Consider the following 22,655-nt stretch of genomic DNA (forward strand, 5'->3'; position numbering starts at 1 on the left):
AGACTTCCATGTTCACCAAGATCCTGATCGCCAACCGTGGCGAAATCGCCTGCCGCGTCATCGCCACCTGCCAGCGCCTGGGCATTGCCACGGTGGCGGTGTACTCCGACGCAGACCGCGATGCACGCCATGTGCGCCTGGCCGACGAGGCCGTGGGCATCGGCCCGGCACCGGCGCGCGAAAGCTACCTGCGCGCCGACGCCATCCTGGATGCGGCACGCCGCACCGGCGCGCAGGCGATCCACCCCGGTTACGGCTTCCTGTCGGAAAACGCGGACTTCGCGCAGGCCTGCGCCGAGGCGGGCATCGTGTTCATCGGCCCGTCTGCTGCGGCGATCCGTGCGATGGGCGACAAGAGCGCGGCCAAGGCGCTGATGGCGCAGGCCGGCGTGCCGCTGACCCCGGGCTACCACGGCGACGCGCAGGAACCGGCGTTCCTGCGCGAACAGGCCGACGGCATCGGCTACCCGGTGCTGATCAAGGCCAGCGCCGGCGGCGGCGGCAAGGGCATGCGCAAGGTGGACGACAGCGCGGCCTTTACCGAGGCGCTGGCCAGCTGCCAGCGCGAGGCGCAGTCCGCGTTCGGCAACGCGCACGTGCTGGTGGAAAAGTACGTGGAGCGCCCGCGCCATATCGAGATCCAGGTGTTTGGCGACAGCCACGGCAACGTGGTGTACCTGTTCGAGCGCGACTGCTCGGTGCAGCGCCGCCACCAGAAGGTGCTGGAAGAAGCACCTGCGCCGGGCATGACGCCCGAGCGCCGCGCCGCCATGGGCAAGGCCGCGGTGGATGCCGCGCGCGCAGTGAATTACGTGGGCGCCGGCACGGTGGAATTCATCGCCGGGCCCGACGGCGATTTCTATTTCATGGAAATGAACACCCGGCTGCAGGTGGAACACCCGGTGACCGAGTGCATCACCGGTACCGACCTGGTGGAGTGGCAGCTGCGCGTGGCCAGCGGCGCCCCGCTGCCGCTGCAGCAGGAACAACTGCAGATCAACGGCCATGCGCTGGAAGCGCGGCTGTATGCCGAAGATGCCGACAAGGGCTTTCTGCCTTCCACCGGCACCCTGCGCCACCTGCGCCTGCCGTCCGGCAGCGCGCACGTGCGCGTGGATGCGGGTGTGGAACAGGGCGATGCGATCACCCCGTTCTACGACCCGATGATCGCCAAGCTGATCGTGTGGGATGTGGACCGCGATGCCGCGCTGCGCCGCATGCAGCAGGCGCTGGCCGAGTGCGAAGTGGTGGGCGTGACCACCAACGCCGCGTTCCTGCGCCGGCTGGTGATGACCGATTCATTCGCCAACGCGAAGCTGGATACCGCGTTGATCGAACGCGAGCAGGCCGCGCTGGCACCGCATCAGGGCGATACCGACCCTGCCCTGTGGGCGCTGGCGGCCGTAGCTGCGATGGCGACGGACGCAGCGGCCCCGATGGATGCGCGCGACCCGCACTCGCCGTGGCAGGCGCGCGATGGCTGGCGGTTGGGACAGCGTGCGGCGCGGCGGCTGACGCTGGAGCATCGTGGCAGCCAGCAGGTGGTGGCCGTTGAAGGCCATGGCGAGGCGTGGTCCATCGAGGTGGGCGGCACCACGGTATCGGCGCAGGGCCGGATGGTGGGCGAGCGGCTGGCGTTGCAGGTGGGAGAGCGCCTGCACCGCGCCCGCGTGGTGCGCGATGGCAGCGAGCTGTACCTGTTCGGCAACGACGGCGTGCAGCGCTTCACCCTGCATGATCCGGTGAGCGAAGCGGACCACGCTGTAGCGGACGCCGGCAGCCTGGTCGCACCGATGCCGGGCCGCATCGTGGCCACGCTGCTGGCAGCGGGCACGCAGGTGGTGCGCGGTACACCGTTGTTGGTGCTGGAAGCGATGAAGATGGAGCACACCCTGCAGGCCCCGGCCGATGGCACGGTGCAGGGGTATCGGGTCAAGGCGGGTGACCAGGTGGCCGATGGCGCGGTGCTGGTGGATTTCGAAGCCACGTAACCGCGTTGCCGGAACGAAGAGCGGATACGCATCGACGTAGTGACACCCCATGGGTGTCATCGCGGTGCCCGACAACGACGCACATTCACCGCCGCAACGTAGCGTCCGACACCGTGTCATGCACGTTCAATGCCTGCATCAACTGGGTGTTGGCAACCTCCGCGATCGCCCTTCCCCGGTTCTCGAACAGCCATTCGTTCTGCTTCTGGAACTGCTCACCATCGCCCAGCAGGCGGTACGCCTCGCGCAGCGCCACATGCGCCTGCACCGGTTCACTGCCATCCATCATCGGCTGCAGCAGCGCCACGGCCTGCTGGGGTGCACCCCGGCCGATTTCCTGCATGGCAAGCACCATGGTGCGCCACTTTCCGATCACCGGGTTCTTCTGCTGCACCACCTGCGCGTCGTACTCGGCCAGCAGCCGGTTGGCCAGTGCGTGCTCGCCCTGGCGCTGGGCCAGATAGGTCAGCGACAGCAGGCGCAGGATGCGGTCGGGCATGCTCGGATCGGTGGTCGCGGCCAGCAGCGGGCGCAGCTCGGTGGCGATATCGGCCAGCGCCTTGGCTTCGCCCTGTTCGCACGCGGTATCCACCACGGCCCGCATGAGCGCGGCATGCACGTGGAAATCGGCCGACTCCGGTGCCGCTTCCGATGACAGCGCCGTGCGCATGCCCGTGCAGTCATCCTGGTCAGCCGCCAGCAGCAGCCGCACCCGCACGTTCATCAGCGCCTGCAGTTCGTCGCGCGGCTTGCCCAGCTGGGTCAGCAGCGCCTGTGCGTCCCTGTACCGGCGCATGGCAATCAGCACGTCGGCGCGTGGATCGCTGGCCGCCCGCCCGGTCAACGTTTCGGATAGTTTGAAACTACGCAGCGCGTCGTCATACCGGTTGGTGCCCAGTTGGATCCAGCCCAGGTGCGCGATCGGGTAGGCGCGCATCGGGTTCTGCGGCAACGCAGCGGCAATCGCATAGCGCTCGGCATCCTCGTAGCGGTTGTCGGTCAGCAGGTACCAGGAGGTGTTGGACAGGCCGGCAAAGGAGTCGGGATAGATGTCGGCCAGCGCGCGCCAGTCGTCCAACGGCCACGAGTCAGCACTCAGCTCGTTGCTCCAGGCCTTGAGGTAGAGCCGCTCGCGGTGCGGCAAGCGCTGGCTCACGGCCAGCGCGCGCGCGAGGTGCGGCTGCGCTTGGGCGCGTTGCTCCAGGCGTACAAGCAGCTTGGCCAGTCCGATGTGGGCCATGGCGAAATCCGGGTCGGCATCGATCGCCGCCTCATACAGCTTGGCCGATTCGGAGAAGCGCCGACGGCCCAAGGCGCTCTCTGCCAGCGCGAAGGATTTCAGCGCCTGCAGGTTGGCAGTAGAGGCCTGCGGCAGCGGTACCGACTGCTGCACTGACGCCACCGATTCACCGAGCCCTGCACGCAGCTGGCCCACCACGTCGTCCACCGCCGCCATCACCTCCGTTGAGGTACCGGCCTTCGCACGGTAACTGCGCACCACGGCGCGACTGGTGGGATCCAGCAGGTCAACGCTGACCAGGTAGTGTCCACTGGACTGGCGGATGGCGGGCGCCACCACCATGCGAGCGCCTTCGCGCGCGGCCACGTCACTGGCCAGTTCACGATCCAGCCCTTGCCCGGACGGTACCCGCAGCAGGTCGCGCGATTCGGTCACCTTGCTGGTGGACAGGACATTGACATAACGCGACTGCTCCAGGCTCACCAATACCGCGCGCTGCAGCGAATGATCGAACAGCGCCTCGCCGCTGGCGTTCTCCACGTCGGCCAGCACCACCCAGTCGCGTTCTGCAAAGGCGATGGCGGGTACAGGACGTAGCAGCAGCCACGCCCCCACGCCCACCGTCGCCAACACGACCAATTGAGCAGCAATGGCTGCAGGGCGACGCCACAGCGGCAGCACACGGCGCGAGTTGACGTTGCCACGCGGCATGCGCAGCGGGGTGACCCCGACTTCGCCTACCTCAAAGATGTCCTGGGCGCCTGGCACTGCCTTGAACCGCCAGCGTCCGTGTGATTTCCACAGCAGCCGCAGGCCACGATCGCCCAGCGCGGCGCTGGCGCGGCGGGTCAGCGATTCGGCCACAGACGACAGCAGGATCTGGCCTGGCCAAGCGAGCATCATCAGGCGGGCAGCCATGGGCATGGCCAGGCCTTCGACCGCGACCGGCTTGGCCCCGGCCCGGATCGCCTCCGCGCTGTTATCCCAGGTCAGCACCTCCCCGACGTGCAGACCTGCACGCGCGCTCAGTTCGATTCCGCGCTGCTTGCCGATTACCAGCAGCTCCCGCTGGTAGTCCAAGGCGAAACCGAGCGCGTCGATCGGCCGTTCGAACAGCAGGAACACCCCATCGGAGCGATCAACCTGCTGACCATGCCAGTTCCGCTGCAATGCCAACACCAGCCTGTCGTGCTGCTGGAACAGCTCGGCGGCCATGCTGTCGCCCAACTGTGCCACCAGCCCGAGGGAATCGCACAGGTCAATGAACAGCAGTGCTTTGAGCAGCGGTGGCGGGGGGGAGTGGGCAGTGTCGCCGTTCATGCGCGGATTCCAGCCAAGCCCGGCGGTCGCGTCGTGCGACCCATGCGGCCGGTGGCAGGGGCGAGCGTATCACCATCCCCTACCCGAGCGTCCACACCACATGGTTGGGATCGAACTCGGCCGTTTCCAGCGCGGGGCCGCGCCAACCGACGCCGACGATGGCAACCGGACTCTGGGTCACCCCGTCCAGGGCGAAGGCATCTTCGGTATCCACCTCATTGATGGCAGCGGTCACGAAGGCACCCATGCCGCGCTCGGTAGCGGCCATGTACAGTGCCTGCGAGATGTGACCCACATCCAGGAGCAGCGCGCGGTACGCCTTCGCGTGATTGCGGTACTTCCAGTAGGTCCGCGCAAAGCGCGGCACGAGGACGATGTGCGCGGCCGCGTCGGCAAACCAGTCCTGGCCGGAAAGCATGGCGCGAGCTACCTCCTGCAGCGGTCGCCCGCACCGGCGTGGCAGGCCGATCAGCGCATGCTGGACTGGGTGGTAGTGGTAAAACCCCGGCTCCATGCCGTCCACCCGTTGCACCAGCAGGTAGGTTTCGGTGGCATGCAGCCCTCCACCGGAGGGCACGTTCTTCTTCAGGAATTCGGTGTCCGCCTCTACCTGGACCACGGCCTGGGCCTTTACCGTACGCTGCAGCAACTGCGCCAGCAGCTCGCGACTGATGCTGCGCCCGGCGTCGAAATTCCGGCATGTGGTGCGCCTTTCCAGCAGCTGGTCGTAGTCACCCCTGATGGCCGGCGGCAGCGGTTCGTACTGCCCGGGGTATTCGTGGACCGCCGGCGGCGGCGCGCCCAACTGGCGACGCAGGCCCTTGGCGGTGACCAGATCGTTGGCACGCATGTCTGCCGCACTATCCACGCCCTGCCAGCGGGCGTGGCGGTGGGCCAGCGCAGACAGCGGCCACCAATGCATGTCGCGCAGCGCCTCGTCGCACGCGCGTGGGCCAGCGTGGGCCTCGTCATCCGCGATCAGCAGCCCGGCGTCCAGCAGCGGCTGCCAGACTGTACCATCGGCTGGAAGCTCGCCCGCTGCCACCCAGTGCCGGGGGCTGAGCGTGCCAATCAGTTCGCGCTGCGCCGCGCTGATCTCCACAGGTTGGCTCAGGTGCCCGGCCAGCGCGAACCAGGTGGTGTTCGTGGCGAGCTCGGTTCGGCCCTGCAGGATCGCTTGAAGGTCGAACTGGACCTGTTCACGGGGTTCGAGCATCACGACGGTGCAGCGGCGCAGTTTCATGGAGAGGTCCGGGGGCGGTGTCCCGACATTCTAGGACGAGCGCTGGCATTCGCTACAGGTTGTCCTGTTGCCCTCAGGATTTGCGTTCTGCTGCTCGCATGCGGCCGCGCGCGCGGCGCTTCATTCCGGGTCATGCCGGCCGATAACCGTTGCTCAACCTCAACCGTTTTACCCACCCTTGGAAGGTCCGCAATGAACGACGTAACTTCCGCAAAAAGCAAGATTGCTCCCGAAGCTGCTGCACGTCTGGTCGGCCGGCTGATCGACGACCCCGCTTTCCGTGAGCTTTTCCAGAACGATACCCGCAAGGCGCTTGCTGAGATCGGCTACGACACCGACGCCCAGCCTGACTGCTGCGACGTCAAGCAGCTGGCGAGCGTGGAAGAGCTTCGCGCAGTGCAGGCTCAGCTGGAGAAGCACCTGAGCACGTCCTACGGTGCGATGACGGTCATCTTCTGTTTCGAAGCCGGCAAGGTCACCGACGCCATCAAGTAACCGAGGCAATTCCTGCGCCCGCGCTACTGCGGGCGCAGGGTGGCGTCAGCCAGGCTGTCGTGTACATTCAGCGGCTGCAACAGTTGGATGATCGATGTCTCGGCGAACGCACGACCACGATGGTCGAACAGCCACTTGTTCTGCTCCTGGAATTCCTGGGCATTGCCCAGCTGGCGCTGCACGTCGCGGAACACCACCCGGGCCTGTACCGGTTCGGTGCCATCCAGCAACGGGCGAAGCAGTGCCTCGGCCTTCGCCGGTTGGTTCCGGCCAAGCTGCTGCATGGCGAGCACTATCGTTCGCCACTTGGTGACGATCGGTACCGACTGTGCGGCCAGCAGCGCGTTGTTTTCGCTCAGCAGGCGATCTGCCAGTGCATGATCACCCTGCCGCTGAGCAAGATATACCAAGCTCAGCAAGCGCATGACACGGTCGCGGATGTTTACGTCATTGCTGCCGGTGAGCAAGGGCGTCAGCTGGGCCGCGATGTCGTTCAGCGAGCGGCTGTCGCGCCGATCACATGCCGTTTCCACGGTGGCCCGCATCAACAAGGCCTGCGTACGAAAGTCGATGGATTCGGTGGGGGCGTCTTCGCTCGAGAGCGCCGCATTCATTCCCGTGCAATCATCCTGATCGGCAGCCAGAAGTACTCTTGCTCGCACGTTCATGAGGTTCTGTAATTCGTCGCGACCTTTCGGCAGCTCGGCCATCAACGCCTGCGCGTCCTTGTAACGGCGCAACGCGATCAGCACGTCCACCCGGCCATCGCTGACCTTGCGGCCGGTCAACTGTTCAGCTGTCTGGAAACTGCGGATGGCCTCGTCGAAACGGTTTGTACCCAGCTGGATCAGTCCCAGGTGCGCAAGTGGATAGGCTCGCATTACGTCCTGCGGGACGGAAGCAGCGCGCGCATAGCGCTCGGCCTCGTCAAAGCGATTGTCCATCAGCAGATACCACGAGGCATTGGACAGCCCGGCAAATGAGTCGGGATAGATGTCGGCCAGCACCCGCCAGTCATCCAACGGCCACCCGCCCGGACTGAGCTCTGTCGACCATGCCTTCAGGTAGAGGCGTTCGCGGTGAGGCAGGCGATCGTTGAGGGCCAGCGCGCGCTGCAGATGCACCCGCGCTTCGGCACGCCGCTCCAGCCGATCCTGCAGCTTGGCTAGTCCCATGTGCGCCATGGCGAAGTCCGGGTCGGCATCCAACGCAGCCTCATACAGTTTGGCCGCTTCGGAGAACCGACGGCGCCCCATGGCGCTTTCAGCAAGGGCGAACGATTTGAGCGCCTGCAGGTCGCTTGTTGATGCCTGCGGCAAGGGGACGGACTGTTGCACCGACGCAACCGTTTCGCCCAGACCAGCGCGCAACCTCCCCACGACATCGTCGACTGCGTCAACGACACCGCTCGGGTCCTTTGCGTCTGCCCGGTAGGTCCGCACTACCGCCCGACTGGTCGGATCCAGCAGGTCGACAGCCACTACATACCGTCCATTCAAGCGTCCGATGCTGGGCGCCAGCACCATGCGCGCACCTTCACGCAGAGCAACGTCACCAGCCAGATTCCGGTCCAGGCCCCGCTCGGTCGGCACCTGCTGCAGGTTGCGTGACTCCTGCACTTTGCCTTCAGACAGCACATTGACGTATCTGGATTGCTCAAGGCTGATCAGCAATGCGCGTTGCAGGCTGTTGTCGAACAGCGGCTCGCCGCTGCGATTGTCTACATCGGCCAGTACGACCCAATCCCGCTCTGCAAAGGCGATCGCTGGCTCTGGTCGCAGCAGTGCCCATCCTCCTACGGCCAGCAATGCCAGTGCCGCTACTTCGGCTGCCAGTGCCGCGGGACGGCGCCATAAGGGCAGGTCACGACGCGCCTTGGCAGTGCCGCGCGGCATGCGCAGTGGAGCGAAGCCCATTTCCCCTGCTTCGAACACTTCCTGCGTAGTCGGGATACCTTTAAAGAGCCAGCGCCCGTGCGATTTCCAGTGCAGGCGTCCGCCGCGCTCGCCAAGTTCGGCGGTGGTGCGGCGGGTCAACGACTCGGCCACAGCCGACATAAGAATCTGCCCGGGGCGGGCCAAGGTCATCAGACGCGCGGCCATCGGCTTTGCCAGGCCCTCTACTTCCAACGACTTGGCCCCTACCTTGATCGCCTCTGCGCTGTTTTCCCATGTCAGCACTTCGCCCACATGCAGGCCAGCGCGGGCGCGCAATTCAATTCCACGCTCCTTGCCAATATCCTGCAGGCCACGCTGGTAGTCGAGGGCAAAACCCAGCCCATCGATTGCGCGCTCAAAGAGTAGGAAGAGCCCGTCAGAGCGGTCGATCTGCTGCCCGCGCCACTGTTGCTGCAGGCCAAGCACGAGACGGTCGTGTTGCTGGAACAGTTCTGCAGCGGCGCTGTCGCCCATCTTCTCGACCAGCGACACCGAATCGCACAGATCGGTAAACAGCAGCGCGCGCAGCTGTGGGGACTGGGTCGACGTTCCGTTGTCGCCGTTCATTCGAATACCCCGTCAGGGCGTGGCGGTCGCGGCACGCGACCAGTGCAACCGGTTGCCGCCCAGGCGCTTGGCCTGGTACAGCGCATTGTCGGCGCGGGCGTACCAATCGCTCCAGTCGCTGTCCGGTTCCAGCAGGCTCACGCCGATGCTGACCGGGCAGACATGCGGCTGGCCGCCCGGCCGGCCCATCAGGCCGTGCACGGCACTGAGGATGAACTGGGCCGCGTGCTGGAGGGTATCGGGATCCGCTTGGCGCAACAGCAGGCAGAACTCATCCCCGCCCAACCGGCAGGCACGATCCTGTTCGGTGGCTACCGAGCGAAGGATGTTGGCCACGCTCTGCAGCACGCGGTCGCCGGCCTGGTGGCCGTACTCATCGTTGACCTGCTTGAAGTGGTCGCAGTCGATCAGCAGCAGGCCCTGCGGCGCGCCGTTGTCATGGTTGCGGCATTCCTGCAGGTACAACGCCAGGCCGCGGCGGTTGTGCAGGCCGGTCAACTCGTCGGTACGCACCAGCTCGCGGGTGTGGGTGAGCTGGTGGGTGGTGACGTAGAGGTTGTCCAGCGCGGTTTCGAGGTCGTGGTTGCGCCGGCGCAGCTGCCGGATCAGCACCTGTTCGTTGCTCACCACGCGCATGATCGTGCGGCGCAGGAAGTAGGCCACCAGGCCGGGGTCGCGGTCGACCAGGCGCTGGAAATCGGTGTGGTCCAGCTCCAGCACCAGCGAATCGGTGGTGGCGCGCGCGTCGGCACTGCGCGGGTGGTCGCCGATCAGCAGCCCCAGTTCGCCGAAGAACTCATGCTGGCCCAGCGTCTTGACCACCAGGTCTTCGCCGAAATCCAGCTCGATGGCACCGGTGACGATGACATACATGGTGCTGCCGGCCTGGTTGCGCAGGAACAGGTGCTCGCCGGCGCGCAGCGCGCGATGCTGGCCGAATTCGGCAAACAGGGCGAATTCGCCGGCGCTCAGGACAGCGTGCACGATCTCAGCCATCGCGGTCTGCGCGATGTCTGACGCTCGTTCGCACACATTCGTCGCAAGCTTGCCGGTCATTCCCGTACACCCGCTTCCCAGCGTTCCCCGGTGAGCGAATGAGGATAGCACCCCTTAAAAGTGTGCGCCTCATCCCATTTCCATGCCCCGGCGCCCGGATTTCTCCGGCGCTCCGGCCCAGTCTTCCCCAACGCAGCGACCGGTTTGAACCGGCCATCCCCTACCGCATGGAGCCTTTGGCGGACCGTAGCATCTGGCGGGGGCATATAAAAGAAGGGCCACCCCTACAGGGGCGGCCTTCTTCGGGGTGGGTTCCCGGGGATCCGGCCAACGGCCGGGGTTACCCGGGTGGCGCGGCCACCCGGCGGCGGCCGCAGCCGCCGATTCCGGGCGTCACGCCGCCCGGAATTGTTCCTCTTCGGTGGAGCCGGCCAGGGCGGTGGTGGAGGACTGGCCCTGCTGGATGGCCTGGGTCACGGCGTCGAAGTAGCCGGTGCCAACCTCGCGCTGGTGCTTGACCGCGGTGAAGCCCCGGTCGGCGGCGGCGAATTCGGCTTCCTGCAGTTCCACGAAGGCGCTCATCTGGCGGCGGGCGTAGCCGTGGGCCAGGTTGAACATGGAGTAGTTCAGGGCGTGGAAGCCGGCCAGGGTGATGAACTGGAACTTGTACCCGTAGCGGGCGATTTCCTTCTGGAACGTCGCAATGGTGGCGTCGTCCAGGTTCTTCTTCCAGTTGAAGCTGGGCGAGCAGTTGTAGGCCAGCAGCTTGCCCGGGTACTTCGCGTGGATGGCTTCGGCGAACTTACGCGCGAACTCCAGGTCCGGCTTGCCGGTCTCGCACCAGATCAGGTCGGCGTAGGGAGCGTAGGCCAGGCCGCGGCTGATGGCCTGGTCCAGGCCGTTGCGGGTCTTGTAGAAGCCTTCCACGGTGCGCTCGCCGGTGGCGAAGGGCTGGTCGTTGGCGTCGATGTCGCTGGTCAGCAGGTCGGCGGCTTCGGCGTCGGTGCGGGCCACCAGCAGGGTGGGCACGCCCAGGACGTCGGCGGCCAGGCGCGCGGCGTTCAACTTCTCGATGGCCTCGCGGGTGGGCACCAGCACCTTGCCGCCCATGTGCCCGCACTTCTTCACCGAGGCCAGCTGGTCTTCGAAGTGCACGCCGGCCGCGCCGGCTTCGATCATCGCCTTCATCAGCTCGAAGGCGTTGAGCACGCCGCCGAAGCCGGCTTCGGCATCGGCCACGATGGGCTGCAGGAAGTCGATGTCGTCCTTGCCTTCGGCGTGGTGCAGCTGGTCGGCGCGCAGCAGGGTGTTGTTGATGCGCTTGACCACGGCCGGCACCGAATCGGCCGGGTACAGCGACTGGTCGGGGTACATCTGGCCGGCCAGGTTGGCGTCAGCGGCGACCTGCCAGCCGGACAGGTAGATGGCGTTGAGGCCGGCCTTGACCTGCTGCATGGCCTGGTTGCCGGTCAGCGCGCCGAGCGCGTTGACGAAGTCCTTTTCATGCAGGTACTTCCACAACTTCTCCGCGCCCAGCCGGGCCAGCGAATGCTCCACGTGCACGGTGCCGCGCAGGCGCACCACGTCGGCGGCGCTGTAGTTGCGCTGGATGCCGGCCCAGCGCGGGTCGGTGTTCCATTCGTGCTGGATCTGTTCGGCGCTCGGCAGCTTGGTCATGGCAATTCTCCAGGGGATGAACATCGAAAGCGGTAGCGCCGGGCCCTGCCCGGCTGGGCGGGTCAATCGATCCGGTCGTAGGCCGGCAAGGTCAGGAAATCGGTCAGTTCATTGCGGCGGCTCAGCTCACCGAGCAGGGCGATGGCCTCGTCGATCCGCGCCCCGCCCGGCAGCGCGCTGCGCTCGCCCAACCGCGCCGGCAGTGCGGCCAGGGTGGCGTCGAGCAGGGCCAGGTCGATGGCGGTGCCGTCGTCCAGGTGCTGGCCGGGCACGTGCAGCCACTGCCACAGCTGGCTGCGGCTGATCTCGGCGGTGGCCGCGTCTTCCATCAGGTGGTGGATGGGCACGCAGCCGTTGCCGTCCAGCCAGGCGGCCAGGTAGCGCACGCACACTTCCACGTTGCCCTCGAACCCGGTGCGGGTGATGGTGCCGGTGGGCGCGGCGATCAGCTCGTCACGGCCCACCCGCACATCGCGGCGCAGCACCGCGTGCTGGTTGGGGCCGGGCATGTGCGCGTCGAAGATGGCCTGCGCCACCGGAATCAGCGCCGGGTGCGCCACCCAGGTGCCGTCGTGGCCGGCGGTGACTTCGCGCAGCTTGTCGGCACGCACCCGCGCCATGGCCTGTTCGTTGGCGGCGGCATCATGGTTGATCGGGATCTGCGCGGCCATGCCGCCCATCGCGTGGGCGCCACGGCGGTGGCAGGTCTGGATCAGCAGTTCCGAATAGGCCTTCAGGAACGGCTGGGTCATGGTCACCTGGCCGCGTTCGGGCAGCACCTTGTCGGCGTGCTTACGGAAGGTCTTGATGTAGGAAAAGATGTAATCCCAGCGGCCGCAGTTCAGGCCAACGATGCGGTCGCGCAGCGCGTGCAGGATCTCGTCCATTTCGAACACCGCGGGCAGCGTTTCGATCAGCACGGTGACCTTGATCTGGCCATGCGGCAGGCCGAGCATGCCTTCGATGTGCGACAGCGCGGTTTCCCACAGCGCGGCCTCTTCCATCGACTGCAGCTTGGGCAGGTAGAAGTACGGGCCGCGCTGGCGGCACATCAGGGTGCGGGCGTTGTGGAAGGCGAACACCGCCGCGTCGAACAGGCCGCCGGCCAGCGGCTGGCCATCGATGCGCACGTGCTTTTCATCCAGGTGCCAGCCGCGCGGGCGCACGATCAGCACGGCCTGTTCGTCGAGCGGGCGCAGCGCGTAGTGCTTGCCCGGCTTGCCGTCCGCGCCGGGCGCGGTGTGGGTGAGGTCGCCGCGCACTGCGCCGATCAGCGCCTGCTGGCCGGCCAGCAGGTTGCGCCAGGCCGGGGCGGTGGAATCCTCGAAATCGGCCATGAACACCTTGGCGCCGGAGTTCAGCGCGTTGATGACCATCTTCGGGTCGGTCGGGCCGGTGATCTCGACGCGGCGGTCCTGCAGGGCGTCGGGGATGGGCGCCACGCGCCAGTCCTCGCTGCGGATGGCGGCGGTGTCGGTGCGGAAATCCGGCAGGCCGCCGCCGTCGAAGAAGGCCTGGCGCTCACGGCGGGCCTGCAGGCGGCGCTGACGTTCGGGCTCCACCGCGCGGTGCAGCGACACCAGCAGCGCCAGTACCCCCGCCGGCAGCAGGGCCGACTGGCCGGCAAGCTGGGTGGTCAGGGCGATGCCCGGGGTGGCCGGGGCATCGGCCGGGGTGGGCTGGGCGGTGGCGAAGGCGGCGACAGCGGACATGTCCAACTCCTGCGTTGCGGGTGATGCCACCGTGCGCCGGAGTGTGGTATTTGACAAAACAGTTATCGCAATGCTTTACATAAGCTGCGCTTATATTCGTTACGCCATGCCCACACCCAAGCCGCCAAGTCCCCGTTTTTCCTACAAGTCTGACCGGCTCAAGCCGCTGCGGGCGTTCTGCCAGACGGTGCGATTGGGCTCAGTCTCACGTGCGGCTGAGGCGCTGTTCGTCAGCCAGCCGGCGATCAGCCAGCAGTTGCAGGCGCTGGAACGCGAGTTGGGGGTGGGCCTGTTCGAGCGCAGCGGGCGGCGCCTGGTGCCCAGCCGCGAGGGCCAGCTGCTGTTTGAAATGGCCCAGCCGCTGGTGGAAAGCCTGGACGGGCTGGAGGCCAGCTTCCGCGACAAGGTCAAAGGGCTGGATGCGGGCGAGCTCAACATTGCCGCCAACAGCTCCACCATCCTGTACCTGCTGCCGCGCATCGTGGAGCGCTTCCGCCAGCGCCACCCGGACGTGCGCCTGACCCTGCACAACGCGATCAGCGCCGATGGCACCGACCTGCTGCGCAGCGATGCGGCCGACCTGGCGGTGGGCTCGATGACCGATGTGCCGGCCGACCTGAGCTATGCGCCGGCCTACCGCTTCGAGCAGGTGCTGATCGCCCCGCCCGACCACCCGCTGGCCACCGCGCCGGAGCTGACCCTGCAGGCGATCTCGGCCTACCCGCTGGTGCTGCCACCCAAGCGGCAGATCACCTACCGGCTGGTGGACCAGGTGTTCCAGCGCCAGCGCGTGCCGTACACGGTGGCGCTGGAGGTGGGCGGCTGGGAGGTGATCAAGCAGTACGTGGCGATGGGCATGGGCATTTCTATCGTCCCGGCGCTGTGCCTCAACGATGCCGACCGCGGCCGGCTGGTAACGCGCTCGATGAGCGCGTGGTTCCCCGAGCGCAGCTATGGGGTGATCGTGCGCCGGGGCCGCTTCCTGTCGCCGCAGGCACGCGCCTTCATCGAGCTGATCCAGCCGGACCTGTTCAGTCCGCGCAGCTATGATGAAAGCGGTCATTCCGAACGCTGATGCGCTGCCATGTCGATTGAACTGCGCCACCTGCGCTACTTCCTGGCGGTGGCCGATACCCTGCATTTCGGGCGTGCAGCCGAGCGGCTGGGCATGTCGCAGCCGCCGCTCAGCCAGCAGATCCGCCAGCTGGAAACGCTGCTGGGCGCGCGCCTGTTCCTGCGCAGCAACCGCCGGGTGGAACTGACCGAGGCCGGGCGCGTGCTGCAGGCGCAGGCCACCGACGCATTGGCGCGGGTGGACCAGGCCATCGAACTCACCCAGCGCGCGCAACGCGGTGAAACCGGCGAGCTGCGCATCGGGTTGACCCGCGCCACGCCGTTGTCCACGCAGATTCCGCGGGCGATCTTCGCCTACCGCCAGCAGTTCCCGCAGGTGCAGTTGAAGCTGCGCGAAATGAACACGTTGCAGCAGATCGATGCGCTGGTAGCCAACGAGTTGGATGTGGGGTTGATCCGCAAGCGCGCGTTGCCCACGCCGCTGATGTCACGCAAGTTGTTCAGCGATCCGCTGGCGCTGGTGGTGCATGACCAGCATCCACTGATCCGCGACCTGCCGGCCGGTGCGCCGGTGGCGCTGCGCCAGTTCGCGCATGAGCCGTTCGTGGGCTTCCTGCGCGAGGTGGGCGCCGGCATCCACGATCACTTCATTGCGCTGTGCCGCAGTGCCGGCTTCACGCCGCGCATCATCCAGGAAGCCGGCGAGGCGTCCACCCTGATCAGCCTGGCCGCGTCCGGGTTGGGGGTGACGGTGCTGCCGGCCTCGTGCAGTCACATCCATGTGGAGGGCGCGCGCTTCGTGCCGCTGAGTGATCGCGCCGCGAGTTCGGAGGTGCATGTGGCCTACCGGCGCGGTGCCCCATCGCCGTTGATCACCCACTTCACCCGGTTGCTGCAGGGCGGTTTCAGCGGCTGAGTGCGAGCCCGGCCGGCAGCGGCTGCGCGCGGCGACCCAGCCGCCAGGCGATGGTGGCGCCGATCGCGGTGAGCACGGCGGTGAAGGCGCACACGCCCCACCAGTCCCAGCGGGTGTAGAACACGCCGCCGGCAGCTCCGGCCAGGCTGGAACCGAGGTAATAGGCGAACAGGTACAGCGCCGAGGCTTCGGCGCGCATCACCCCCGCGCGGCTGCCGACCCAGCTGCTGGCCACCGAATGGCCGCCGAAGAAGCCGAACGTGACCAGCGCGATGCCCAGCGCCATGCAGCCCAGCCACGGCAGGGACAGCAGCACAATGCCGAGCGCGATCAGGCCGTAGCAGATGCCGAGCACGCGGCCCCGGCCATGCCGGTTGGCCTGCTGGCCCATCCACGCCGAACTGAAGGTGCCGACCAGGTACACGCTGAAGATCAGGCCAACCACGGTCTGGCTGAGCCGGTACGGCGGCGCCAGCAGGTGGTAGCCGAGGTAGTTGTAGAGGGTGACGAACACGCCCATCAGCACGAACGCGGTGGCGAACAGCGAGGGCAGGCCGGGATCGGCGAACAGCTGGCGCCAGCGCGCGGGCAGTTCGCGCAGGCCGCCGCGACGGCTCTGGAAGTGGCGCGACGGCGGCAGCTGCACCCACAGCAGCACGGTGCTGAGCACGGCGATCAGCGAGACCACGCCGATGCCCCAACGCCAGCCCCAGTGGTCGGCCACGATGCCGGCGATCAGGCGCCCGCTCATGCCGCCCACTGCATTGCCGCCGATGTACAGGCCCATGGCCAGGCCGAGCGCGCGGCTGTCCATTTCTTCGACCAGGTAGGTCATCGCCACCGCCGGCACGCCACTGAGTGCGATGCCGAGCAGGGTGCGCAGGATCAGCAGCGTGGTCCAGTCGTCGACCATGGCGCTGGCCGCCGAGAGCACGGTGGAGGCCAGCAGCGCGGTGATCATCACGCCACGGCGGCCGACCCGGTCGGAGATCAACCCGGCCACCAGCATCGAAACGGCCAGCAGGCCGGTGCTGAGCGACAGGGCCAGGGCGCTGTTGGCGGCGGAGACGCCGAAGTGGCGGCTGAACTCCGGCAGCAGCGGCTGCACGGTGTAGAGCAGGCCGAAGGTGGAGAAGCCGGCCAGGAACAGCGCCGCCGCCGTGCGCCGGAACGCGGGGGTGCCCTGCTCGATGTGCTGAGTGGGCGCGGGCGGATGGGCGGTGGAACTGCGCTCGGGCAGCGCTGCGGTGTCGCCGTTCATTGCGTCTGGGCCCGTGGGGGCGGGCCGGTGCGTAAGGATCAGTGCTCAGGATAGGCAGCCGGTACAGGTCGATCCATAACCTGACGGGTCTGGATTGAGACGTTGTACGTATCGATCAAGGTTTTGCGAGGGCCGGCCAACGGCCGGCGCTACCCGTAGATCGCGGTTTTGGGCGCCGACCCCGATCGGGGTTGTGGGCGCCCGACCCCGGTAGCGCCGGCCGTTGGCCGGCCCCGTGATCTCACAGCGCCTGCCAGGTAAAACCCTCTCCGCGGCGGTAATACACGCGCGCGGCCTTGCCATACAGGGCCTTGGCGTCGACCAGGCCGAAGTAGCGGCCGTCGGCGCTGTTGCCACGGTGGTCGCCCAGCATCAGCACCTTGCCGGCCGGTACGGCCAGCCCGGTGATGTCCGGGCCGCCGCCCTGGCCCAGGTCGAGCTGGGCCAGGGTGCGGCCGAAGTCTTCCACGTCATCTGTTCCCACCTGGCCGAGCGGGTGGCCGTTGATGCTGAGGTGGCCTTCATGCAGGTCCACGCGGTCGCCGCCCACGGCGGCGATGCGCTTGATCAGGCGGGTGCCGTCCTGCGGGGAATCGAACACCGCCACCTCGCCGCGCTGTGGCACGCCGGTGTGCAGCAGTTCCACCGAGGTGAACGGCAGGCGCAGGCCGTAGGCGCGCATGTCCACCACCACCCGGTCGCCGGGCATCAGGGTGTGCTGCATGGAGCCGCTGGGCACCTGGTAGTGGTTGGCCAGGCTGTCGCGCGCGGCGGCGAGCAGGCCGAGCATGACCAGCAGCGGCAGGGCCTCCTTCTTCAGCCAGTGGAGCAGGCCGTTGGAGCGGGGTTCGGCGGCAGCGGTCATGGTGGCGATACTTGCGGGCGTGAGTGGGGTCTGACCATCAGGACGTTCCGGAGTTCCCGCCGTGACGACCAACCGTCGTCACTACCGCCGAGATCGGTAGGGCACGCAAGGAGCGGCGCAGCCGCGAGTAACGTCGCCCGCGACGGCCCGGAGGGTGCCCGGCCACGGCCGGGCATACCGTTGGTCGTGCCCCGATAAAAAAACTACACGTTGTTTACGCGCCCCGGGCGTGCGGGTCATCGCGCCTTTATGGCTCGCGCGCGCATCGTGTCGACACCGCGCCTCCGGGCGCTTTGTCGAGGTGTTCCATGACCATCCTGTTGCTCCGGCAGCCGTCGCCGGACCCGCTGCCGGTGCCGGCCCAGCTGGCCGGCCACGCCGTGCACTGCCAGGACTGCGCCACGCTGCCGGCGCTGCTGCAGTGCCTGCGCCAGGCCCGGGAAAGCCAGCCGGCGTGGGTGCTGATCGAGACCGGCGCCGCCGAGCCGGCGCAATGGGCTGCGCATGGCCGCGAGCTGTGCGCGGCGCTGGAGGCGTTGCCGGCGCCGTATATCGAGATGGCGGCCAACGATGACGATGGGTTGGATGCGCACCTGCACCCGCTGCATGCGCCGGTGGCGCGGGTGGTGTGCAGCAGTGGCCGCGAGGATGCGTGCCGGTTGTCGCTGGCGATTGCCGCGCGCCGGTTGCAGACCGTTGCAGGGAGTGCCTGAGCCATGTCGATCTTCATCATTCGTGGCCCGGAAGCGAGCGGGCAATTGATCCGCACCGCGCAGCCGCTGCCGGCGCCCGTTCTGAAGGCGCTGGTGCACCGCGCGATCGATGCGGGCACCACGGTGGCGATCCGTGCATGTGGGTCGGAGCAGGAACTGCTGGATGCGTTGCGCGTAGCTGATCACAGCCGCGGCGAGGTCACGCTGCTGGATCCGGGGGCGTGCGTGGGCAGTACGCGCTTGCAGCGGTTGTTGCCGCATCTGCACAACGTGTACGTGGAAGTGCATGACGATGATGCGGGCGCGCCGGAGGATTGCCTGCCGGCGGACGTGGGCCAGCGCATCGGCGTGGCGCACGGGTACTGCGCGCAGAGCTACATGCATGCCCTGGAGATCGCACTCGATCACCTGGGATGCAGCGAGGTCGGTTGTCGCGTGGGAACGTAGGCGATCGAACGTCCTTGGACCGCGCTTTGCCGACTAACAGTCGGCACTACCGGTTGGGCGACCGGCTCCGGCCGGCACCGGCACCGGATATGCGAACGGCGGGGTTTCCCCCGCCGTTCGTTGTTACATCGGCCGCATTATTTCAGGCCGCGGTTGACCAGCAGCGGTTCGACCGACGGGTCCTTGCCGCGGAATTCGCGGTACAGGTCCGCCAGTTCCACGCTGTTGCCGCGCGAGAGGATCTTGTCGCGGAACACCTGGCCGTTTTCAGCGGTCAGGCCACCGTGTTCCTTGAACCACTCGAACGAGTCGTGGTCCAGCACTTCGGCCCAGAAGTAGGCGTAGTAACCGGCCGAGTAGCCGCCGCCCCAGATGTGGTCGAAGTAGGTGGTGCGGTAACGCGGCGGCACCTGGGCCAGGTCGACCTTGTACTTCTTCAGCGCGGCCGCTTCAAACGGGGCCACGTCCTGCAGCTTGGCGTCAGCCGGCTGGGTGTGCCAGGCCAGGTCGAGCAGTGCGGCCGACAGGTACTCGGTGGTGGCGTAGCCCTGGTTGAAGGTACGCGCCTTGAGGATCTTGTCGACCAGCGCCTGCGGCATCGGCTCGCCGGTCTTGTAGTTTTTGGCGTAGTTGGCGAACACCTTCGGGTCGAGCGCCCAGTGCTCGTTGAACTGCGAGGGGAACTCGACGAAATCGCGCGAGGTGCTGGTGCCGGCGATGGACGGGTACTTCACGTTCGAGAACATGCCGTGCAGCGCATGGCCGAACTCATGGAACATGGTGGTGACGTCGTCGAAGCTCAGCAGGGCCGGCTGGCCGGCAGCGGGCTTGGTGAAGTTGCAGACGTTGTAGACCACCGGCTTGGCGCCGGTCAGGCCGTTCTGCTCCACGAACACGTCCATCCAGGCGCCACCGGACTTGCTGTCGCGCTTGAAGTAGTCGGTGTAGAACAGCGCCAGCGAGGTGCCGTCCTTGTCGAACACTTCATACACCTTCATGTCCGGGTGGTAGGTCGGAATGTCGGTACGCGGCTTGAAGGTGATGCCGTACAGCTGGGTGGCGGCGTAGAAGACGCCGTTCTGCAGCACGTTGTCCAGTTCGAAGTACGGCTTGATCTGCGATTCGTCCAGGTCGTACTGCGCCTTGCGCACCTGTTCGGCGTAGAAGTCCCAGTCCGATGCGGCCAGCTGGAAGCCACCCTTCTGCGCGTCGATCACCTTCTGCATCTCGGTGATTTCGCCGCGTGCCTTGTTGGTGGCGGCCGGCACGGTGTCGGTGAGCAGCTTGAGCGCTGCAGCCGGGGTCTTGGCCATCTGGTCGGCCAGGCTGTAGGCGGCGTAGTTCTCGAAGCCGAGCAGCTTGGCCTTCTGCGCACGCAGCTGGGCCAGGCGCTGCACCGTTTCGCGGGTGTCGTTGCCATCGCCGCGCTCGGCGCGGGTTTCCGAGGCCTTGAGCACGGCAGCGCGCTGCTCGCGGTTGCTCAGCGAGGCCAGCACCGGCTGCTGGGTGGTGTTCTGCAGCGGCAGCAGGAACTTGCCTTCCAGGTTGCGGGCCTTGGCGTCGGCAGCGGCGGTGTTGATCTCATCCTCGCCCAGGCCGGCCAGGTTGGCCTTGTCGTCCACCACCACGGCGGCGGCGGCGGTCGCGGCGACCAGGCGGGTGTGGAACTGGGTGGCCAGCGTGGTTTCTTCCACGTTGAGCTTGCGCAGGGCGGCCTTGTCGGCGTCGTTCAGCTGCGCACCGGCGCGGACGAACTCCTGGTAATCGCGTTCGACCAGGCGGGTCTGCACCGGGTCCAGGCCCAGCGAGGCGCGCTGGTCGTAGATGGTCTTGATGCGCGCGAACAGCTTCGGGTCCAGGCTGATTTCATCCTGGTGTTCGGCCAGCTTCGGGGCGACTTCTTCCTGGATCTTCTGGCGCGCTTCGTTGGTATCGGCCTGCACCAGGCCGAAGAACACGCGCGACACGCGGTCCAGCGTTTCGCCGCTGCGCTCAAGTGCTTCGATGGTGTTGTCGAAGGTGGCCGGTTCGGCGTTGTCGGCGATCTTGCGCACTTCGGCCAGGTGCTGCTTCATGCCTTCGTTGAAGGCCGGCAGGTAGTCACTGTCCTTGATGCGGTCGAACGGCGGGGCCTGGAACGGCAGCGTGCTGGCGCTCAACAGAGGGTTGGTGGAGGCGTCGGCCGGCTGCTGCGCGGCGGGGGTCTGGGCGTCGGACACGGGGGTGGACTCCTTGCCGGAACAGGCCGCCAGCGCCAGGCTGATGGCGGCGGCCAAGATAACGGTACGCGACATGAAACGGGCTCCTGGAATGAGGTGAAGCGGCACACAACCGCAGCCGGTCACCCTACTCCCATTGCCCGCGCCCGGCATGTGCCGGACGTGGCGCCTGGGCTTGCTTCAAACGGTGCCGCGGTTCTTGCCCTGCCAGGGGCGGTAATACTCACGGATGGCGGCCATGTCGGCCACGTCGTCGCCGGTGGAGTAGAACAGCGGGCCAATGCCGATGGTCTTTTCCGGGTAGTGGAAATAGCAGGCCAGCACCGGCACGTCGGCCATGCGGGCGATCTTCAGGAACCCGGCCTTCCAGTGGGTCACCGCTTTGCGGGTGCCCTCGGGGGTGATCGCGTACCAGAGGCGGTCGGAGTTGCGCAGCAGGCTCACCGCCTGTTCCACGGTGCCCTGCGGCGAGCTGCGGTCCAGCGGGATCACCCCGAGGGTGCGCAGCAGCGGCGACAGCGGCCACCAGAACAGCGAGGCCTTGCCCAGCACCTTGACCTGCATGCCCAGCGCGATCTTGGCCGCCATGCCCCAGAAGCCGTCCCAGTTGGAGGAGTGCGGGGCGACGATGAAGACCAGCTTGGGCACGTCCGGGAAGGTGCCGGTGACCTTCCAGCCGCCCAGGCGCAGGGTGCAGCGTGCCAGCCAGCGCAGGAAGCGGTTCGGTTTGACCTGCGGCATGTTGGGCGGCACGGCCGGCAGCAGCGGACTTCGGTTGTTCAAGCAATCACTCCCAATTGCGTGTGGTGCGGCCGCGCTTGATCTGCGCGCGGCCCTTCTTTTCATCCAGCCGGCGCAGCTTGGAGCCGTGCGAGGGCTTGGTGGCCACGCGCGGCTTGGGCACGCTGAGGCTGGCCTGGATGAAGGCGGCCAGGCGCTCGCGCGCATCGTCGCGGTTGCGGTCCTGGGTGCGGAAACGCTGGGCATCGATGACCAGCACGCCGTCGCCGGTCATGCGCCGGTCGCGCCGGGCCAGCAGGCGGGTGCGCAGCGGCTCGGGCAGCGAGGGCGAACCGGCCACGTCGAACCGCAGTTCAACGGCGCTGGATACCTTGTTCACGTTCTGCCCGCCGGCCCCGCTGGCGCGCACGAAACGTTCGACGATCTCCGTGTCCGGAATCGCCAGGTGCGCGTTGATGGTGACAGGCCCGTTTCCCATGGGCGGCATTGTAAGGGCAGGATCGCCGCCTGAGGTGACCGTAATGTTCACCAATACCGCCGATAAGGGGCATAAAAGCCGGGTACGGGCCGGAACCGTCGGCACCGGACGCGGCAATGCGACGCGCGCACGGCTGCTTGACCGGATCGCAGGTATGCTCGGGCTTCCACGCAACGCAGGATGCACTTACATGATGTCGACCCGTTCGCCGGCCCGCCGTGGCCTGACCCGCCTGGCCCTGACCCTTGCGCTGGGCCTGGCCGCCATTGCCCCGGCGCTGGCCGCGCCGCCGTCGGATGCGGACATCAACCGCCTGCTGGCGGCGTCGCGCGCCCAGAGCATGCTGGACACCATGCTGCCGCAGATCGAGGCGATGCAGCGCCAGCAGTTCCAGCAGGTGGCCGAACAGCGCCAGCTGGATGAGGCCAAGAAGGCGCAGCTGCAGCGCATCGAACAGCGCACCAACCAGACCATCCGCCAGGCGCTGTCGTGGCAGCAGCTGCGGCCGATGTACGTGGACCTCTACAAGAAGACCTTCAGCAAGGAAGACGTGCTGGCCATGGCCGAGTTCTACGAGAGCTCGGCCGGGCAGAGCCTGCTGGACAAGACCCCGGCGCTGATGCAGAACGTCATGGTGGCCATCCAGGACAAGATGCAGCCGCTGTTCGTGGACCTGCAGAAGGACCTGGAGGCGATCGTGAACGAAGGAAACGCACCGGCGGCAGCCCCGGCTCCAGCCAAGAAATAACGCCCCTTCGGTAGC

Annotated in this window: 18 protein-coding genes; 7 read left to right on the top strand and 11 right to left on the bottom strand. The window is 67.2% G+C overall.

The window, feature by feature from the left end:
- The first annotated feature begins 8 nt into the window (after nt 1–8).
- On the top strand, nt 9–1,991 hold the full coding sequence (locus tag V9K91_RS14890) for an acetyl/propionyl/methylcrotonyl-CoA carboxylase subunit alpha (protein ID WP_306990090.1): 1,983 nt from the start codon (nt 9–11) through the stop codon (nt 1,989–1,991).
- A gap of 85 nt (nt 1,992–2,076) precedes the next feature.
- Here the strand turns inward: V9K91_RS14890 and V9K91_RS14895 are convergent, their stop codons facing one another.
- Both V9K91_RS14895 and V9K91_RS14900 read right to left on the bottom strand, forming a co-directional pair.
- Nucleotides 2,077–4,551 carry a putative peptide modification system cyclase gene (locus tag V9K91_RS14895; RefSeq protein WP_307107947.1) on the bottom strand — a complete coding sequence of 825 codons (2,475 nt, stop codon included), beginning with the start codon at nt 4,549–4,551 and terminating at the stop codon, nt 2,077–2,079.
- A gap of 79 nt (nt 4,552–4,630) precedes the next feature.
- Entirely contained in the window at nt 4,631–5,794 is a 1,164-nt protein-coding gene (locus V9K91_RS14900; protein ID WP_336443648.1) for a putative peptide maturation dehydrogenase, read from the bottom strand.
- 192 nt (nt 5,795–5,986) lie between these two features.
- Here V9K91_RS14900 and V9K91_RS14905 point away from each other — a divergent pair, with 192 nt between their 5' ends.
- On the top strand, nt 5,987–6,289 hold the full coding sequence (locus V9K91_RS14905; RefSeq protein WP_249833491.1) for an NHLP-related RiPP peptide: 303 nt from the start codon (nt 5,987–5,989) through the stop codon (nt 6,287–6,289).
- A 23-nt stretch (nt 6,290–6,312) separates the two neighbouring features.
- On the opposite strand, the gene V9K91_RS14910 is transcribed toward V9K91_RS14905, so the two are convergent.
- The 4 genes from V9K91_RS14910 to aceB form a co-directional block, all read right to left on the bottom strand.
- The gene (locus V9K91_RS14910) at nt 6,313–8,793 is read right to left on the bottom strand and encodes a putative peptide modification system cyclase (protein ID WP_306990098.1); all 2,481 of its coding nucleotides are present in this window, start codon (nt 8,791–8,793) and stop codon (nt 6,313–6,315) included.
- Between the two features lie 12 nt (nt 8,794–8,805).
- The gene (locus V9K91_RS14915; RefSeq protein ID WP_093535171.1) at nt 8,806–9,849 is read right to left on the bottom strand and encodes a GGDEF domain-containing protein; all 1,044 of its coding nucleotides are present in this window, start codon (nt 9,847–9,849) and stop codon (nt 8,806–8,808) included.
- A gap of 333 nt (nt 9,850–10,182) precedes the next feature.
- The gene (gene aceA, locus V9K91_RS14920) at nt 10,183–11,466 is read right to left on the bottom strand and encodes an isocitrate lyase (RefSeq protein WP_306990101.1); all 1,284 of its coding nucleotides are present in this window, start codon (nt 11,464–11,466) and stop codon (nt 10,183–10,185) included.
- A 62-nt stretch (nt 11,467–11,528) separates the two neighbouring features.
- Nucleotides 11,529–13,178: a malate synthase A gene (gene aceB / locus V9K91_RS14925; RefSeq protein ID WP_306990103.1), complete on the bottom strand. Its 1,650-nt coding sequence runs from the start codon at nt 13,176–13,178 to the stop codon at nt 11,529–11,531.
- Nucleotides 13,179–13,284: 106 nt separating this feature from the next.
- Here aceB and V9K91_RS14930 point away from each other — a divergent pair, with 106 nt between their 5' ends.
- Together V9K91_RS14930 and V9K91_RS14935 are read left to right on the top strand one after the other, a co-directional pair.
- Complete coding sequence (locus V9K91_RS14930; protein ID WP_068848374.1) at nt 13,285–14,253, top strand: LysR substrate-binding domain-containing protein; 969 nt, start codon at nt 13,285–13,287, stop codon at nt 14,251–14,253.
- Nucleotides 14,254–14,262: 9 nt separating this feature from the next.
- Nucleotides 14,263–15,168: a LysR substrate-binding domain-containing protein gene (locus V9K91_RS14935; RefSeq protein WP_249833487.1), complete on the top strand. Its 906-nt coding sequence runs from the start codon at nt 14,263–14,265 to the stop codon at nt 15,166–15,168.
- On the opposite strand, the gene V9K91_RS14940 is transcribed toward V9K91_RS14935, so the two are convergent.
- Nucleotides 15,158–16,429, bottom strand: coding sequence for an MFS transporter (locus tag V9K91_RS14940; RefSeq protein ID WP_336443647.1), 1,272 nt, complete (start codon nt 16,427–16,429; stop codon nt 15,158–15,160). The genes V9K91_RS14935 and V9K91_RS14940 overlap by 11 nt on opposite strands.
- A gap of 241 nt (nt 16,430–16,670) precedes the next feature.
- A complete protein-coding gene (gene lepB / locus V9K91_RS14945) occupies nt 16,671–17,294 on the bottom strand; it encodes a signal peptidase I (protein WP_336443646.1) in 624 nt (207 codons plus the stop codon).
- Between the two features lie 308 nt (nt 17,295–17,602).
- On the opposite strand from lepB, the gene V9K91_RS14950 reads away from it, so the two are divergent.
- Both V9K91_RS14950 and V9K91_RS14955 read left to right on the top strand, forming a co-directional pair.
- Nucleotides 17,603–18,007 carry a hypothetical protein gene (locus V9K91_RS14950; RefSeq protein WP_093535181.1) on the top strand — a complete coding sequence of 135 codons (405 nt, stop codon included), beginning with the start codon at nt 17,603–17,605 and terminating at the stop codon, nt 18,005–18,007.
- Nucleotides 18,008–18,010: 3 nt separating this feature from the next.
- A complete protein-coding gene (locus tag V9K91_RS14955) occupies nt 18,011–18,454 on the top strand; it encodes a 3-dehydroquinate dehydratase (RefSeq protein WP_068848362.1) in 444 nt (147 codons plus the stop codon).
- 137 nt (nt 18,455–18,591) lie between these two features.
- On the opposite strand, the gene dcp is transcribed toward V9K91_RS14955, so the two are convergent.
- From dcp to arfB, 3 genes are all read right to left on the bottom strand, one after another.
- Complete coding sequence (dcp, locus tag V9K91_RS14960; protein WP_093535183.1) at nt 18,592–20,748, bottom strand: peptidyl-dipeptidase Dcp; 2,157 nt, start codon at nt 20,746–20,748, stop codon at nt 18,592–18,594.
- Nucleotides 20,749–20,853: 105 nt separating this feature from the next.
- Complete coding sequence (locus tag V9K91_RS14965) at nt 20,854–21,414, bottom strand: lysophospholipid acyltransferase family protein (RefSeq protein WP_254622084.1); 561 nt, start codon at nt 21,412–21,414, stop codon at nt 20,854–20,856.
- Nucleotides 21,415–21,460: 46 nt separating this feature from the next.
- Nucleotides 21,461–21,892, bottom strand: a complete 432-nt coding sequence (gene arfB / locus V9K91_RS14970; protein WP_068848350.1) for an alternative ribosome rescue aminoacyl-tRNA hydrolase ArfB — start codon at nt 21,890–21,892, stop codon at nt 21,461–21,463.
- 190 nt (nt 21,893–22,082) lie between these two features.
- On the opposite strand from arfB, the gene V9K91_RS14975 reads away from it, so the two are divergent.
- The gene (locus tag V9K91_RS14975) at nt 22,083–22,640 is read left to right on the top strand and encodes a DUF2059 domain-containing protein (RefSeq protein ID WP_068848348.1); all 558 of its coding nucleotides are present in this window, start codon (nt 22,083–22,085) and stop codon (nt 22,638–22,640) included.
- Nucleotides 22,641–22,655: the final 15 nt, after the last annotated feature.

This window comes from Stenotrophomonas sp. CCNWLW57 (assembly GCF_037203925.1).
GTDB classification, from domain to species: Bacteria; Pseudomonadota; Gammaproteobacteria; order Xanthomonadales; family Xanthomonadaceae; genus Stenotrophomonas; species Stenotrophomonas rhizophila_A.